Origin of the sequence: Desulfomonile tiedjei (assembly GCA_016212925.1) — a bacterium.
GTDB lineage: Bacteria > Desulfobacterota > Desulfomonilia > Desulfomonilales > Desulfomonilaceae > JACRDF01.
This window is the reverse complement of the sequence record JACRDF010000035.1, coordinates 1-16,500: the sequence shown is the minus strand read 5'-3', so window position 1 is coordinate 16,500 and position 16,500 is coordinate 1. Positions and strand designations below refer to the sequence as shown.

At 53.8% G+C, this 16,500-nt stretch carries 11 protein-coding genes; 8 read left to right on the top strand and 3 right to left on the bottom strand.

Features of this window, described 5'->3' with window-relative positions; translation table 11 throughout:
* The first annotated feature begins 286 nt into the window (after positions 1-286).
* Entirely contained in the window at positions 287-2,377 is a 2,091-nt protein-coding gene (locus tag HY913_14550; GenBank protein ID MBI4964495.1) for a DUF2314 domain-containing protein, read from the top strand.
* Positions 2,378-2,438: 61 nt separating this feature from the next.
* On the opposite strand, the gene HY913_14545 is transcribed toward HY913_14550, so the two are convergent.
* Positions 2,439-3,527, bottom strand: coding sequence for an ABC transporter substrate-binding protein (locus HY913_14545; GenBank protein ID MBI4964494.1), 1,089 nt, complete (start codon positions 3,525-3,527; stop codon positions 2,439-2,441).
* A 162-nt stretch (positions 3,528-3,689) separates the two neighbouring features.
* Here HY913_14545 and HY913_14540 point away from each other — a divergent pair, with 162 nt between their 5' ends.
* Positions 3,690-5,075: a PLP-dependent aminotransferase family protein gene (locus HY913_14540; protein MBI4964493.1), complete on the top strand. Its 1,386-nt coding sequence runs from the start codon at positions 3,690-3,692 to the stop codon at positions 5,073-5,075.
* Between the two features lie 42 nt (positions 5,076-5,117).
* On the opposite strand, the gene HY913_14535 is transcribed toward HY913_14540, so the two are convergent.
* Together HY913_14535 and HY913_14530 are read right to left on the bottom strand one after the other, a co-directional pair.
* Positions 5,118-8,231 carry an efflux RND transporter permease subunit gene (locus HY913_14535; GenBank protein ID MBI4964492.1) on the bottom strand — a complete coding sequence of 1,038 codons (3,114 nt, stop codon included), beginning with the start codon at positions 8,229-8,231 and terminating at the stop codon, positions 5,118-5,120.
* Positions 8,232-8,247: 16 nt separating this feature from the next.
* Complete coding sequence (locus HY913_14530; GenBank protein ID MBI4964491.1) at positions 8,248-8,451, bottom strand: hypothetical protein; 204 nt, start codon at positions 8,449-8,451, stop codon at positions 8,248-8,250.
* Between the two features lie 216 nt (positions 8,452-8,667).
* Here HY913_14530 and HY913_14525 point away from each other — a divergent pair, with 216 nt between their 5' ends.
* The 6 genes from HY913_14525 to HY913_14500 all read left to right on the top strand — a co-directional run bounded on the left by HY913_14525 (position 8,668) and on the right by HY913_14500 (position 16,391).
* A complete protein-coding gene (locus tag HY913_14525) occupies positions 8,668-9,132 on the top strand; it encodes a hypothetical protein (GenBank protein ID MBI4964490.1) in 465 nt (154 codons plus the stop codon).
* Positions 9,133-9,461: 329 nt separating this feature from the next.
* Entirely contained in the window at positions 9,462-10,640 is a 1,179-nt protein-coding gene (locus HY913_14520; protein MBI4964489.1) for an MFS transporter, read from the top strand.
* A 127-nt stretch (positions 10,641-10,767) separates the two neighbouring features.
* Positions 10,768-11,985 carry an efflux RND transporter periplasmic adaptor subunit gene (locus HY913_14515; GenBank protein MBI4964488.1) on the top strand — a complete coding sequence of 406 codons (1,218 nt, stop codon included), beginning with the start codon at positions 10,768-10,770 and terminating at the stop codon, positions 11,983-11,985.
* On the top strand, positions 11,982-15,062 hold the full coding sequence (locus HY913_14510; GenBank protein ID MBI4964487.1) for an efflux RND transporter permease subunit: 3,081 nt from the start codon (positions 11,982-11,984) through the stop codon (positions 15,060-15,062). Before HY913_14515 ends, HY913_14510 begins: the two co-directional genes overlap by 4 nt.
* A 356-nt stretch (positions 15,063-15,418) precedes the next feature.
* A complete protein-coding gene (locus HY913_14505) occupies positions 15,419-16,096 on the top strand; it encodes a hypothetical protein (protein ID MBI4964486.1) in 678 nt (225 codons plus the stop codon).
* An 85-nt stretch (positions 16,097-16,181) separates the two neighbouring features.
* Positions 16,182-16,391, top strand: coding sequence for a hypothetical protein (locus tag HY913_14500; protein MBI4964485.1), 210 nt, complete (start codon positions 16,182-16,184; stop codon positions 16,389-16,391).
* Positions 16,392-16,500: the final 109 nt, after the last annotated feature.

Genomic DNA, 16,500 nt, shown 5'->3' with positions numbered 1-16,500 from the left:
AACGTATGTATAAATATGCACATTCAAGGTGCATTAGTCAATCAAATCAGATTTGTCGGATGACTCGTGCTTAGCCGGTCTTCAAAATCACCCTCATGCTGTTTTCGACAATTATCATATTGATAACGCTATATTATGTTTTTAATGGGATTCATTACTTCAATTATTCAAAATTTTACTCGTTTTTCTTGACAGTTGAGACGTTTTATGGAAGTTGTTCCACGTGTTCAGCCGTAACATCCTGCGGCTACGCAGGCTTGAGTCGATTCAGTGTGAGGAGCTGATAATGATACAGGTTAGGTGCCCTGAATGCGGATACCTGCAAACACTGTCCGAAGAGCGCTTTCTTTCCATACCTGAAAACTTCCTTAATTGCCCCCATTGCCATGCCCGAGTCCCCAAGGAATGGACACCGTCAACCACCGAGGCCGTTCCGGAAGAGGCTCATCATAAGATGCTAGCGTTTTCCCGTCGGATACTCAACGGCCGCGAAGTGGGGAGGGACATGGTTCTTGCTCTGGAGTCCCTGGTTCACCGTTACGGGCCGCTTGAACAGGCGGCAAAGGCGCTGGCCATAGGATATGCGGGCTTGGGCGATAAAAAAAAGGCTGAAGAATTCCTGGCGCAAGCAAGAAAAGAATCGCCTGACGACCCCGAAATACTCAGGTGCCTCCTGGATATTCTTCTCGCGGATCAGCGGTTCGAGGAGGCTGTACAAGTCGGTGGATCGCTGGTGCAGGCCCAGCAGCCTCGTGCGGAAGACGAGGACATAGCCGGTCTGGCGCTGGCCTTGCTCGGCGCTGGAAACGCCAGGGAGGCAAAGACCTTGATGGATTCACATCCCGGCCTCGATTCCCGCAATCCCGTGGTGAAACAGGCACGAAAACAACTCGTCCGAGGAGCGCGCGGCAGGTTCAGCAGGCTCCTCCACGGGATGAATCCACTCTCGCGTCTGCTGGAAGCGGCTGGGAAGGAAAAGCTCAAAACACTAAGCGGAAAAGCTCGCAGCCTGATCAAGACGGCCCCGGGACAAGGAATTGCCGGTCGCGGCCGGTCCGCAAGTCCCCGGACCTCCACGGCGGAGAAGGGAGGGTCGGTCGCTCCTCCTCGGCCGGACAGGTTGCCGGTAGTGCTGGAATATTGGGTCTATGCGCCGGCCGGCGACATCCCAAAATGGGAAGATGTGAGGGATCGTCTGGCTGATTTGCACGCGCGTACGATGGAAAGGGAACGCACTCTCAAGCTCGTGGAATCGCTAATAGCCGGAAACGATTTGACGCTGGAGTACATACTGAGGGAAGAAGCCAAAGACATCTTCGATTACCCCGATGAAGTTATCCCCCGCAATGCCCGGGAAATGGGGTCCGGAGACCTGCAGCGCCTCAGAGATGCACAAATGATTGTTCGCCTCCGACTTTCTTTGAAACGGTTTTCGGGGACGGATTATCTGGCCTTCATGGTACGGTTTGTGGAAGCGGTTCGCTCGCTCACTCACGGCGTAGTCCAGGACGCGATTTCGCACATCCTTTGGGGGACACCGGAATGGCAAGCCCACACGGAACGTCCGGCCGACAAACTCATCCAGTCGCACGTGCAGCTTGAAATCATCGATGAAGGCGAGACCGTCTGGATTCATAGTCATGGCATGCAGAAGTTCGGCCTCCCGGACCTGGAAATGGAAAATATTCCGCCCGATTTGGCCTCAGCGGGAAAAGATTTGCTCATCATGGTGGCAGAGTCCCTTGTCTCGCGCAGAGACCGAGGATTGGATTTCCGCGCCAAGATGAATATCCCGGCGACACCGTTTTCTTTTGCTATGGAATCGAGACCCAAAGACGAAGAAGGCCACTTTCCGGCCGGGAGTCTCAAGATCCTGCCTCATATGCCTGATTACGATCTTCAGAGGCCGGATGCCGCCAAACACGTTCTTAAGATGTTTTGTTCCGCATATCGTTCCCACGTGACCGCGGGCCGCCGGTCCGAGGCGCCGGGGCCGGAAAAGAAACCGTTACAGCCTGTAGATCCAAAGATTGCCGCGTTGAAAGAACAATATCTGGCGGCTCATAAGAAGGCCCTCAGCGAGCTGCCGGTGTTCAAAAAAAGCTTTCAGACGAAGAAAGACGCCGACGGCAACGTCCATGCGGTGAAGGTCGGCTTTCCAGCTCCGGGAGGCGCGTACGAATGGATGTGGGTCTCCTTGGAATCGTGGCGAGGAGATTCGATCGAGGGGCATTTGGAGAACGCCCCGGTGCTGCGCAAGGACCTTCAGCAAGGTAGCATGATCCGTATAAGTGAACCCGAAATCTTCGACTGGGTGATTTCACGAAGCGGCCATGTGATGAAAGGCGCTTTCACGGAACAACTCGCCTCCCCCTGATGCAGAAGAGGCCATGCCTCCTCGTTTTCACGGTCAACATTTGAGTGCAAATCGGCCAGACCTATTTGGCCGAGAGTGCTTCAGCGATCCGGTCTTTCTCGTTGACGCTCCGCAGTTCGGCCAAAGCGCCGCGAATTGCTTCCGGTTCAGCGGAACCCGCCTTTTCCACCGCGTCCAGGAGCATGAAGTAAGCTTCCGAGGCTATTCCGGAGGTGGCAAGTGCGTTACCGTACCCCTGCCGGCGGTAGTTCGCACGATAAGCCGGGGCCATAGCAGTTCTGGCTGCGGGTGGTCCCTTGAAAGAGACTGCATACAGCCCTTCAGGCGAGCCCGCTTGCATGATCGCTTCCAACCCCACAGCCGGACCGGAGACGATGGGAACGACCAGTCCGAGACCGCGAATCTGTTTCGCGATTAGCATGCACTCGGACCCGAACACCGGGGCATAAATCACGTCAGCTTTTGTACTTGCGATCCGCGATAGCGCATCGTGGAACGCTCCTTGGCCCGTCCTGATACGGACGCTTCCCACAATCCGGCCTCCCATCCCTGTGAAAGCACGTCTAAAGGCCTCAGCGAGATCAATGCTGAGTTCCTGAGCGATGTCCGTCACCACAAGCGCATTTTCCGAACCAAAGGTGCGGCGGCACAGATCTGCCGCGGCGAACGCCTCTTCTCGAACGCATGTGCCGATGGCGAAGAAATACCCCTGATCTGTGTGGTGGCAATCGACGAGGCCTACAGGCGCAATCATCGGAATTCGTTTCTGTTCTGCGATACGGGCCGCAGCCGTGGTTGTGCTCGACATGAAATCGCCGATCACCGCTGACACGCGGTCTCGCTCGATGAGTCGGTACATGGCGCAAGCTGCTTGAGCCGGATCCGATCCGGCGGTTGCAATGACAAGCTCCACGGGCCGGCCCAGGGCTATGCTTCGGAGTTCGTGACTGTGCCGGATACTGCCGAGGACTTGTTTCCCCTCTTGCTCCAAGACTCCGCTGAGACTCAAGAGCACGCCCACCCGCAGGGGCTCGGCGCTCCAGGCTTTGCCCGCCAGCACCAGGATTGTGGCGCAGGTGATCGCGATAGTCCGGGTGATCATCTCGGCACTATTTGAACGTGTACGCATACACTGGCCAATTGTACCCATGTCCCATTCCCCTCAAGCTGAAAGGATAACGAGCGCACCAGATGCGATCATGCAATGGCCGCTTCTTGGTGATGCTGAGCTTTTCCCCATGTGAGTCAATGTCGTTGACACAATCACGATTACACTTGACACAATCATGTAGTCAATGTATTTATTGTCGCCATGACAATCTGGCATCCCGACATACACCGCAAGAACGAGCCGAAATATCTCGCTATCGCCAACTCAATCGACGAGGACGTCCACCAAGGTCGTCTTAATCCGGGCGACCGACTCCCCCCCCACCGTGACCTGGCTGATTTGCTCGGTGTGACCGTGGGCACCGTGACCCGTGGATACGCCGAAGCCGCTCGGCGGGGACTTGTTCGGGGAGACGTGGGGCGAGGGAGTTACATTGCCGTTGATGTGCGAACAGGAGACTTCTTGACGCTTCAGGAAGGTGCGGGGCCAGATTTTGTCGATTTGAGCCTGGCCTTTCCGCCGTACGCGCAAGACCCGGACTTGAAAGCTGCCCTTGAAAAGATGATCCGTCGAGCCCACTTGCAAGAGTTCCTTCAATATCAGCCTGCTGCGGGGATGACTCGGCATCGGGAGGCCGGCGTAAAGTGGGTGGCTCGAGCGGGCGTGCAGGTAAAGGCCGATGACGTACTGATCTGTTCGGGCGCGCAGCACGCTCTCACCGTAATTCTCTGCACACTCTTCAAACCTGGAGACAGGATTCTTACGGAAGAGTTGACATATCCAGGCCTGAAGACCTTGGCCAAAATGTTGGGGCTACGCCTTGAGCCCGTAGAGATGGATGCAGACGGCCTGATCCCCGAAGCTTTGGAAGCAGCTTGCGCCAAGGAAGGCGTCAAAGCGCTATATACGATTCCCAATTTGCAGAATCCAACAGCGGCCACGCTCTCCGAACAGCGGCGACAACAAATCGCAGAGATAGTCAAGCGGCATGATCTTTGGATAATTGAGGACGATTGTTACGGCATGACGCTCGAAGACGTCCCTCGACCGCTTTTTGCATTCGCTGCGGAGCGCACTTTCTACATCGGCAGTCTGTCCAAGACAGTGGCGGCCGGCCTTCGAGTGGCTTTTCTGGCCGCGCCTGCACGGACGGTCAGCCATCTGTCGTCCGCTGTAACCCACACGATCTGGATGTCTTCGCCGATCCCGGCAGAGATTGCCGCCATGTGGATCGAGGACGGAACCGCCGAGAGTGTGCTGCGGGCAAAACGGGAAGAAGCGAGAAAAAGAAATGCTATAGCGGAAACACAGTTCGCGGGGCTGAGATACCGGAGCAAGCCGACGGGATACTTCCTGTGGCTCGAATTGCCTGACCATTGGAATGCGTCCGCTTTTGAGCACGAGGCTCTCCGCCATCAGATTGCCGTGGTCGGCGCGGAGCAGTTCACCGTGGGCCATGCTTCCGCTCCGGCGGCAATACGCGTTTCGCTGACCGCTCCACGCAACCGGGAGCAGCTCTCCCGCGGACTGGCTAAGCTGCGAAACATCCTCGAAAGCCCTGAGGCCCATGAAAAGCCCATCCTTTGATCGGACTCAATCAGTTCAATCAAGACGAATCAGGCGCAGTTCTCATTTGTGTTGATTGTCCTCAAAAACGATGGGGCGCACCTTCCAGAAACGGGTCTTGATGTCATCCAAAACAGTGTAGACCACTGGGATGAATATCAGTGTAAGGAGTGTCGCAAATGCCAGGCCCCCCACGACAGCCATCGCAAGGCCATTGTAAATCTCGGCTCCGGCACCTTTTTTTAGAGCCAGAGGCAGCATACCGAGGATCATTGCGATCGCGGTCATGAATATGGGCCGCATTCTCCGCCGACTAGCAAGCACCAGCGCCTCGTCTCGCTGCACACCGTGTTCCTCGATGAGTTGCACAGCGTACGTTATCAAGATAATGGCATTTTTTACCACCAGCCCCACCAACATTATGTAACCCAGCATGGTGAACGAATCGAACGGTGTACCAGTGAGTGTGACGATGAAGTTTGCCCCTATTATTGAAAGCGGAAGGCTCAACAATATTGCCAACGGCCGCAAGAACGACTGGAATTGCATTACCAACAAAAGGTAGACAACCACAACCGACAAGGGGAGGACGAATTTAATCGCATCCCTGAGCTTGCGCAGTTCGTTTACCGCGCCGAATGGAACGAAGCTGTAGCCTATGGGAAACGCGACCGATGCATTTACCCTTGCAACCACCTCATCGAAGACTTCCCCCAAAGGACGATCCTGTATGGTGAACTGGACCCTGGCATTACGCCTTGAATTATAGTGATTGATCTGGAGCGGCCCAAAGGTGGTGATCACCGACGCGAGGCTGGTCAACGGAACTTGGACTCGCGGGTCCTGAGGTGAGGTCAGGATTATCTTTCCAATGTCGGTCACGGTAGAAACATCCTTCTCCTGACCCATAACCCGAATATAGAAATAGCGTCCCTCCACATCGTACTGAGACGTTGTCCGTTGGCCTCCAATCGCGGCCTCCACCGCGTCGGCTATGTCCTTCACATCAAAACCGAAATGCGCGGCCCTCTCATCATTGACCCGCACCTCCACCTGAGGCTTGCGGAGGTACAAATCCGTGTACCTGAAAATGACTCCTCTGGTGTTTTGGCCTATTTCCATGATCTGGTTAACGATGCCGTCTATAATCTCGTAGCTCTTCCCTCTGATCCGAAGGTCCACCACGTTTGATCGCGAGTACATGTTGCCGAACAAAGGGAATCGGATCGGATTGACCGCTTTCAAAGGAAGGTCCTTCGAACTTGAATAGGCCTCCTGCGCGATCCGTTGGATCGGCACACCACTGTCTTCTTCCTGATCGCAAACCAGGAATATTTGATTGCGCGGCATGTGTCGATTTGGAGTCGAAACCACGTGGCGCACTCCTGGTATGTCTTTCCATCGGCCTTCGAGGATTTCCATGAGGCGGCTTTTTTCTTCGAGGTTGATGCCTTCGTAGGTTTCGACCTGAATCCGCAGCAGGTTGGTTCCTCCGGTGGGTAGATAGCCCATGCCCGGTAAGGTGATGTACGAGATGGCCATCAGGACAAGAACTGCGAGAATGAGGAGAACTTTGCGCCCCGCGGCTTTCAGGAAGAACTGGAGGGTTTTCAAGAGCCATTCGGAAGCTGTTCGCCCTATTGCGTCCAACCAATTGAGGGGCGACATGATGGTCTTCACGAAACCGACGGGCTCTTTTTCTTCCCTCATCCATCTGGAAGCGAGCATCGGCACTACCGTGAAAGCATCAAAGAGCGAAAGGAATATCGCACACGAAACTATGAATGCCACCGGCCCGAAAAGCGTTCCAACTTCTCCCTTGAGCATCAACACCGGCACGAACACGGCGGCCGTAGTCAGTGTGGACATGAAAACAGCCATTCCCACTTCTCGGGTCCCATCCACACAGGCAGCCACTATGGTTTTCTTCTCTTGGTAAAGGTGTCGGTAGATGTTCTCGAGAACCACAATGGCATCGTCTACTATCAGTCCTATGCAGAGGGCCAGTCCTGCAAGTGAGAGAACGTTTATGGAATACCCGAGCAGGTACATGCCGATAAATGTGCCGATGATGGAGACCGGTATGGAGGTCGCAACGATAAAAATGCTGCGCCAGTTCTTGAGGAACACGAACAATACCAGGAGCACCAGTATTATGGCTTGTATCAGGCTTTCTTTGACAATTTGCACCGCGTCACGGATGTAATTGCTCTGATCGTATATTTTTTGGAATCTGGCTCCTAATGGACCGTATTCGCGTTGGAAAATTCTGAGTTGGCTTTCAACCTGGTCGATTGTTTGGATTACGTTCGCGCCGACCTGATTGTAAACGTTGAATATTATGCCCGGCACTCCATTAATCCGACAAAGCGATTCCGGCCTTTCGTACAGGTCTTCGACCGTGGCCACGTCAGACAGGTACACCACCGCTTCATTCGGTTTTGAAATTCGCACTCGGCGGAAGCTTTCGGCTGTGAGAAGCTCACCTACGGTACGGACTGTCCACTCCCATGTTCCGTGGGTGAAATAGCTTCCGCTTTGGTTAAGGTTGGTTCGATCGATGAAACGCTTTATGTCCGCGACGGTCAGGCGCCTGGCCTTGAGGCGTTCCGCATCGAAGACCACTCTCATCTCGCGGTTTCGATACCCGTCGAATTGGCAGTCTCCGACTCCCGGAATTGTCTTTAATCGTGGGGCTATCTCCTTGTCGGCCCATGTGGACATGGTCACAAGGTCAGTTTCCCCTGTTAGAGCGAACTGATAAACAGGAAGGCTGACACGGTCGCTCGCTTTAACGATCTGAGGCTTTTCAACTTCTCTGGGCAGGTCCCGGACACGGTCGATATTCCGCTGAAGTTCCGATGCCGCAAGGTCCAGATTCGTGCCGGTCTTGTAGAAAATGACAATGAGAGACTCACCGTGGCGCGAAAAGCTCTGCGTATAGAGCATATTCGAGACCCCGCTGATGTTTTCTTCAAAGCGGGTGGTTATTTCTCCTTCAACTTCTTCGGGCGCCGCGCCGGCGAATCTGGTGCTGACCACGAGAACAGGCTGTTCCGTATCCGGCTTGAGTTCGACACTCAGAAATGTGACGCAAACGTAACCGAACACAATGACCAGCAATACTCTGACAATCACTGTAATCGGGAATCGCACGGACGATTCGGCTACGTTCATTCATTGCCTCTCATGGTCATGTCGTCTCCGGATGCCATGTGATCGTCGGAAAAAGACCCTGTTCACGCCATTCGTCAGGAGCCGTTTTCGAATCGCGGACCGCGGCCGTCGGCTTGTCAGGCCAGAATGGAGCAATGGCCGTGCCAACGATGACAGAATCCTGGTGCGCCAAAACCGGGGGCGCAACTTGCTGCACGGCAGACATCGTAGAACTGTCCATGAAGCCTACTGTCAGGATTCTTGACGGACTGTCAATGCAAAAAAGCCTAAGCGATCACTCTAGCATGGAATTCCTGGATTTTGCGGTTAGCTGTCGCACCAAAATGCATGCCGTGGGATTCCAAACGGTGCTACTATGACTCAGGCCCGGACTTGCCGGGGCCTCAATATTGTCACGAACGCGACAGATCGCGTGTCAAGGGTGGACAAAGTGGCAATGTGGAAAATTCCTCCCAAGGCGAAGATATACGAGGCGCTTAGCGCCATCGCGGATGGCAGAGTATCACCGAAAGGGGATCAGCAAGCGGAAGTCGTGTCTTCCAGCGGAGCAAAGACGTATCTCGTGGAATGGTCGGAGGACTTGAGCGGAATCACGTCCAATGACAATGCTTCGTTCTGGCAGGGGTACATGGGTTATCCCATAATCGCTGTGCTTATGCTGTTAGGACGGTTGCATTTCAAAAGAGAAGTTGCTGACATGTTGTCGGGAATACCGTGGAAACAGATCAACAAACAATTTCGCAATGATTACGACAAGGCCGTGGATTCGGTGCTCGGCCAATTGGAGGCCCAAGGCTTGCGACGCGAAACCATCACCGATGAAGTGGACAGGATATTGGCCCAGATCGAGAAGATGGAATTGGAGAAACTGCCGCGAAAAAAGCCGCCTCCCAAAGGATAGTAGAGGTTAGGTGTCAATCAGGGAATGACGAGCACGAATTTAAATGGCTGGCAAAGGCTCGATCTCTCGGGAGGCGGACTGCCCCACGACTCCCCAAAATCGCCACCAACGGTGCTCTCCGTGCGCATCAGTGAATGTTAGCAATTGGACGCATCGTGCCTGTTGAATTACCCGCCGGTTTCCGCTAGCCTCTTTGACCGGTCTTCGCGATTGGCGCGGACCCGGAAAATTCATCTCACGGAGTAATTGTCATAAAACAGTTTGCCGATCCAGCACCGGGCAGTCGGAGACGTTGGGCCATCCTTGTCGCAGGGAGCCTCAATTTTGTCGTGTCCATGTTTTACCGTGTTTCGACCGCGGTTATCAGCCCTTCTCTGATCAATGACCTGGGATTCACCAACGCGCAGTTAAGCGATCTTGCCGCTGTTTTCTTCTATGCGTTTGCCTTGAGCCAGTTGCCCATAGGGGTGGCCCTGGATCGCGTCGGCGCGAGGATCACCATGGCCTTCTTGGCCTTGGCCGCAGTTGGTGGCGCTCTGCTGTTCGCGACAGGGTCGACACCTGCACATTTGGTGGTTGCACGCGTATTCCTGGGCATCGGTATGAGCGGCAACCTTATGGTGGTCTTGGCCCTTCTGGCCACCTGGTTCCCGGTCAACCGTTTTGCGTTCCTCAGCGGGCTGGTCGTGGCCGTAGGGGTCCTCGGCGACCTCCTGGCTGCCACCCCGCTTGCTTTGTTGAGCCTTTCGATAGGTTGGAGGGCAAGTTTCCTGGTGTTTGCCGCGATAAATGCGATCGTGGTGGGAACGCTTCTTTTCGTGATGAGGGATCATCCCCCGGGGCACAGCCCCGCCCCATCCGAAAAGCAGTCCCTTTTCGGCGGGCTCGCGGAACTAGCGAAAATGTATAGCTACTGGGCTATCAGCCTAGGCAGCTTCGTTCGCTACGGGTATTTTGCCGCGCTTCGAGCCCTCTGGGCAGGGCCGTTCCTGATCTACGGCCTCGGTCTGGGGGAAATTGCAGCGAGTAATGCTCTGCTGATAATGGGAGTCGGGTACATGGTCGGCCTGCCGCTCGGCGGCTCGCTCAGCGACAGCGTCCTGCGGTCCCGCAAACAGATCGTGCTGGGGAGCCTGGTTGCTTCCTGTTTTGTCACGCTTTCATTTGTGTGGTTGGCGCCGTCCACTCCGCTGTGGTATGTGTTGTTGGTCTTTTTCGTGTTGGGGGTCATGTCAGCTCCCGGCCAAATCATGTACGCCCACATAAAGGAACTCTTGCCGCCCTCCATGGTCGCTCGGGCGATAACAGCGGTCAACCTGTTCACGGTGCTGGGCGCGGGCGTCATGACGCAGCTATTAGGCTTGGTGATAGAAGCGGAGCCGTCCCGTCTTTCAGGGCCGGATGATTTTCGGTCCCTCTGGTACGTGGGGGTAGCCGCGTTGGTGATTGTCAGTATCTTGTACAGCTTTGTGCCGGACAGCAGGGCCTTGAAGAAAAAAGACGCCTGATTAGGGCCATATCGCGTAGCGGCATGCCGGTACGTGGCCGCACCAGCATATATCCAATGGGTGTCCCTTCTGGTTTTCAGTGCACGGTGGCATCACCCAAAACCTTTTGACCAACCGAGTGGGTATCATGAAACGAAGTCTCCATGCCAGGCGAATTTGCGAACCCCGTCATATGACGTGGCTTCTGCTCCTTTGCGTGCTGTCCGCTGTTCTGACGGCATGCGGAAACTCGCAACAAGCAAACAAAAAGGAGCGCCCGCCGGTTCCGGTACAGACAGCCGGCGTGGTTGCGAAAGACACGCCGCTTTTTATAGAGGCCATCGGCAACGTTATTGCGTACAACACCGTGGACGTGAAATCACGGGTGACCGGGGAGCTTGTCAAAACCTTCTTCAAGGAAGGGGACTTTCTGACAAAAGGGCAGCAGCTTTTTACCATCGATCAGGCCCCGTTCCAGGCCAAGGTGAAGGAAAGCGAGGCCAAGCTGAAGCAATCGAAAGTCCAGTTCGAGCACGCAAAGAGGGAGTTCTTGCGGTTCAAAGCCCTTTATAGCGAGAAAGCGGTAAGCCAGGAATTACTGGAGAATAAAGAAGTTGATATGAATTCGAAGCTGCATCAGGTCGAGCTGAATCAAGCGGAACTGGAAAGCGCTAGGCTCAACCTGGGCTATTGTTCAATTGAATCCCCTCTGGACGGTGAAGCCGGCGAGCGATACATAGACAATTTCAATATCGTCAATGCCAATCAGGACAAACTGGTCACAATCAAGCAAATACGCCCGATAAAGGTAAAATTTTCCGTTCCGGGAAAGTTTCTCGATCGCATAAGACAATACAGTTCAGGTGACCCGCTGGCGGTAGAAGCGCTCGTTCTCGGTAGCGACAAGCCGGAGACCGGCACCCTAACCATGATTGACAATGTCATCAACCTGAAAACGGGTATGATCACAATTGAAGGCACATTTCCAAACCCGGAAGCGCAGTTGTGGCCGGGCCAGTTTGTAAGAATAAAATTGAGGCTGACTGTCACGCAAAACGCAATCCTGGTTCAGCACAGAGCAGTCCTGGACGGACCGCAAGGGCGCTACGTGTGGCTGGTGCAACCGGATCAGACCGTGACCATGCAACCGGTGAAAATCGACAGAAGAAGCGGAGACATGGAAGTTGTGTCCGAGGGCTTGAAGGCGGGCGAAACCGTCGTGACGGACGGACAGCTCCTGTTAAGCCCCGGAGCGACGATCGTCACCAGAGAACAAATGGAAAAGATGAGAGGCAAGGCGCCTTCCGAGAAGGCTCCCCCGTCGGATAAACGCACGAATCGAGGGAAGGATAGTCAAGGATCATGACCGGCACCGAATTATTCATCCGACGCCCGGTCATGACGACCACCATTATGATCGCCATGATTTTCTTCGGCGTCATCGGTTATCTCAACCTTCCTGTGTCGGCCCTGCCTCAGGTGGATTTTCCTACCCTTTCCGTAAGAGCGGCTTTGCCTGGAGCCGACCCCGAAACCATGGCGTCGAGCGTCGCCACCCCGCTGGAGAAGCAGTTCTCGTCGATAGAAGGCCTCCGAACCATGAATTCGACGAGCAGCCAGGGGACTACCACCATCAATCTTCAATTCGAGCTTTCCCGGAAAATCGACGCTGCTGCCATGGATGTGCAGGCGGCCATATCAAAGGCGAGCGGACTTCTTCCACCAAATATGCCTAGCCCGCCAACTTTCAGCAAGGTAAACCCGGCTGAGAGGCCGATTTACTACATGGTCATGCACTCGGACGCCATGCCGTTGTACAAAGTGAATGAATACGCCGAGACATTCGTCTCCAATTCGCTTTCCCTGGTTCCGGGGGTGGCTCAGGTCCTCAATTACAGCCAACAGAAATTCACGGTGCGGGTATACATAAATCCGGATCTACTAGCTACCAAGCAAATAGGTATCAATGAAGTAAGAAACGCCATCGTTGCCCAAAACGTTAACCTTCCTTTGGGCACCCTGGATGGGCAATACCACACAAGAACACTGAAGGCTTCCGGGCAATTGATGGATGCCAAAGCTTACGAGCCGGTAATTGTTTCGTATGTGGAAGGCCAGCCGGTCAGATTAGACGAAGTCGCTACCGTTGAGAACAGCGTTTATGCGGACAAGATCTACTGCTATTACAACGGGAAAAAATGTGTAGCTCTGGCAGTTCAGCGGCAACCCGGATCAAATACCATAAACATCGTGGATGAAATCGAAAGGCTTATGCCCACGATACGAGCCTCGCTTCCACCCACGGTCCAGCTCGAAGTCGTGTACGACATGTCCCAATCCATTCGCGCGTCCGTGCACGATGTGAAGCTCACTCTTATTTTGGCAATCATACTGGTGATTGCCGTGGTCTTCGTGTTCCTGCGTAATGTCGCCGCTACATTCGTTGCCAGCATAGCAATTCCGTTGTCCATAGTGTTCACCTTTGCAATCATGTACATGTTCGGGTTTTCGCTGGACAACCTTTCTCTTATGGCCCTCGTGCTCTCGGTGGGCTTTGTCGTAGACGATGCGATTGTAGTCCTTGAGAATGTCGTCAGGCACCTGGAGATGGGCAAGAAGCCTTTTCAGGCCGCTGTGGACGGCGCCAGGCAGATTGTCTTCACTATCGTCTCGATGACGTCAAGTCTGGCCATCGTGTTCGTGCCGATAATGTTCATGGCAGGGATCTACGGCCGGGTTCTGAACGAGTTTGCCGTAACCATAACCGTCGCGATTATCATTTCAGGCGTTGTGGCCCTGATAGCGAGCCCTATGCTGAGCAGCCGTTTGCTGCGGCCTCAGACCAGGCTGGCCGAATCCGATCCCATATTCGGGGCCATGCTGAAGTTTTACAAGCGGACGCTCGGCCTGGCCGTGCATCACCGCGGGGCCACGATGTTGGTCTCGGTGTTCATTTTGGCAGCCAGCATTTACTTGTTTATGGTGTTGCCCAAGGGGTTTGTGCCGCCTGAGGACATGAACTATCTAATCGGCTTTTGTGTGAGCGGGCAGGGCATTTCACCGCAGGCTATGGAGCAGAAACTGCTGGAACTGGAACCTCTGGTGAAGTCCAATCCCAATGTGAGGTCGGTTCTAAACGTAGCGGGTTACCCTCAGCGCAATCAGGGTTTTACCATTGCCTTCCTCAATGATCGGCCTCCTCGCAAAGTTCAGGCTCAAAAGATAATGGCTGACCTGGCGCCTGTGGTGAACTCCGTGCCCGGATTGCTGGCCTTTTACACGGTGCCGCCTCTTATAGAAGTCAGCACCGAGATGTCGGCCAGTCCTTACCTGTTCATCATGCAGTCCGCGGACACCAGGACACTATTCAAAAATGCTCAGAAACTCAACTACGCCATGTATGGAATGCCTCAGCTAACAGGAGTCAATTCAAACCTTTACATAGACAACCCGGAAGCGTTTATAAACATTTACAGGGACAAAGCCAGCTCACTGGGTGTTACAGCGGAAGAAGTGGAACAAGCATTGTTTTCGGCCTACGGCGACCGGGAAATTTCCAACATTTACGGAACAACGGATACATACAAAGTTGTCTTGGAGATAGACAAAAAGTACCAGCGCTACGAGGACCAGCTTTCGTCGCTGTACTTGAAAAGCAATAGTGGTGAGATGATCCGACTCGACGTGTTAGCTGATGTGGCGCCTCATGTGGGGCCGCTCACAGTCAATCATTATGGCCAGTTGCCGTCTGTGACCATTTCATTCAATACGGCTGTCGGGCACTCCCTCGGCCAGGCCACGGAAGCTCTGCGTGCTTTGGCAGGGCAGATGCTCCCGGATTCGATAATGTACAAGTTCGGCGGAACTGCCGAGGCTTTCGAGGCGACGATGAAAAGCCTGACCGTGCTGCTAATTGTTGCCCTTCTTATCATCTACATGATTTTGGCTTGCTTGTATGAGAGCTTTCTGCACCCCCTGACCATAATCGCGGGACTGCCTTCGGCAGCTTTCGGAGGTTTGCTGACTCTGTGGCTGTTCGGCATGGAGCTGAATCTATACGGCTTTGTCGGGCTTTTCATGCTGATCGGCATTGTAAAGAAGAACGCCATCATGGTCGTTGACTTTGCTCTGGAAGCGGAGCGTGAAGGCAAAACGCCCCTTGAAGCCGCGGTGGAAGGCTCTCTGGTGCGATTCCGTCCGATAATGATGACCACCATAGCGGCCATTGCCGGCATGACGCCCATTGCCATCGGGTACGGGGCCGGCGGGGAATCCAGACAGCCCTTGGGTCTGGCGGTGGTCGGCGGGCTGTTGCTCTCGCAGGTGGTCACGCTCTACCTGACACCGGTGGTTTATTCTTACCTGGCCGGCTTCCAGGAATGGCTGGACAAGCGCGGAGCCAAAAAACGCGAGATTATGGGCATCCCGGATGACAGCGTCTAATAGTCACAAATGGCGGCCACGGCCCGCGTTACCATTGGGCTGCAATCCTTCTTGTAGGCGGGCTGTGCCCGCCGAAGCCTGTCGAGATGAGCCAAGAGCAGACGTGACCCCTTGATCCTACGTAATCTTAACTGTTTCACCACTGCTTTTCAACTTGGCATCCCTCTGGAAGGAGTTGTTGTCGTTATGGGATACGAGGATTTTTCAAAACAAACCAGGAACGGGAATAAAGCAGGGGAAAAGTCTGTTCACCGCAGAGATCACAGAGAAAATAATTTTCTCTTTCTTCCCTCCGCGTCCTCCGCGCTCTCCGCGGTAAGCCCCCGCGCTTTTGCACCATGAACCGGAGATTCTTCATGAAGACTCGACCAATTCTCGCCGTCACAAAGTGTTTGCTGGCTGTGATTCTGGTCTTGGCCTTTTTGCTCCTCGGTCATGGGTATCGCGCTGAATGGCCGGTTCCTTCGCCGTGGCAAACGGATCAGATGCGGTCCAAGGTTCATTACGATCCCGAGCTGACTGATCCGTTCTTCAAGTCAAATGAGTGGAGCTACCCATATGGCGGTCAATTTGTCGTCGACGGAATGTGGCCAGAGGGAAAGGACCTGCCTCGGCTGAAGCATACAGCCAAATGCATTTCTAACTCTTTCGGGGCCGAGCATAGGATGAGATTCTGTAAGGCCAGATTGCTTGATGTGAATACGATCGATCTCCTCATTCATGACTCTACACCATCGTTTTCCGACAAATTATACGTTCAGATTAGAAATGGAATATTTAGGTGTCAATATTCCACTTGGTACAAAGCTGTCACAATATATAACAATGCCGTCACGCAAGGTGACTTGATATGGACTACCAAGAAGCAGGAGTTGACTCTGGATAAGCGGGTCTATCGCAAAGGTGACACGATCAAGGGGAGAATCGTGTTTGAATGTGTGGAGGAGGCAACCCACCCCAAATGGATTGAAGAATATGGTAGAAATCCGAAAACTATCAAGGTCTATGGGGTATTCAAGACGATTGTTCAGTAAGCGGATGTGACGTTATTAGCAAGGTAGCTATTTCAATTCATGCTGAGCAGACGTATTTTGGCATTCAGTCCATAGGAGGTATAGGATGGCCAAACCACAAATAATCATGGAAGTGACTAACAAGAAGGTGGGCTACAGTTGGTTGTACAATTATCAGAGCTACAAGCTTTTCGGACCCCCGACACCGGAACGACCTACTGGGGGAGAGTTGGGATACCAACCGGACAAACAAAGGGGTCAAGTCTGCTCTTGGCTCATAGTGAGGCTCATCCGGCATTTGCGTACGTGTAGTTGAAAAATAAAAGAGGACATGCTTGATCCTTCCGGGGTTTGAAAAGTCTTGGAAGGAGGGCAAGGCATGTCCACTAGCCTACTGTACCACGCTTTGAACATCGTGGGATACC

Coding starts and splice junctions, on each gene's coding strand:
- HY913_14530 (MBI4964491.1), bottom strand. CDS start 8,451: ATGGACAGTTCTACGATGTCTGCCGTGCAGCAAGTTGCGCCCCCGGTT.
- HY913_14510 (MBI4964487.1), top strand. CDS start 11,982: ATGACCGGCACCGAATTATTCATCCGACGCCCGGTCATGACGACCACC.
- HY913_14525 (MBI4964490.1), top strand. CDS start 8,668: ATGTGGAAAATTCCTCCCAAGGCGAAGATATACGAGGCGCTTAGCGCC.
- HY913_14545 (MBI4964494.1), bottom strand. CDS start 3,527: ATGGGTACAATTGGCCAGTGTATGCGTACACGTTCAAATAGTGCCGAG.
- HY913_14505 (MBI4964486.1), top strand. CDS start 15,419: ATGAAGACTCGACCAATTCTCGCCGTCACAAAGTGTTTGCTGGCTGTG.
- HY913_14535 (MBI4964492.1), bottom strand. CDS start 8,231: ATGAACGTAGCCGAATCGTCCGTGCGATTCCCGATTACAGTGATTGTC.
- HY913_14515 (MBI4964488.1), top strand. CDS start 10,768: ATGAAACGAAGTCTCCATGCCAGGCGAATTTGCGAACCCCGTCATATG.
- HY913_14540 (MBI4964493.1), top strand. CDS start 3,690: ATGACAATCTGGCATCCCGACATACACCGCAAGAACGAGCCGAAATAT.
- HY913_14550 (MBI4964495.1), top strand. CDS start 287: ATGATACAGGTTAGGTGCCCTGAATGCGGATACCTGCAAACACTGTCC.
- HY913_14500 (MBI4964485.1), top strand. CDS start 16,182: ATGGCCAAACCACAAATAATCATGGAAGTGACTAACAAGAAGGTGGGC.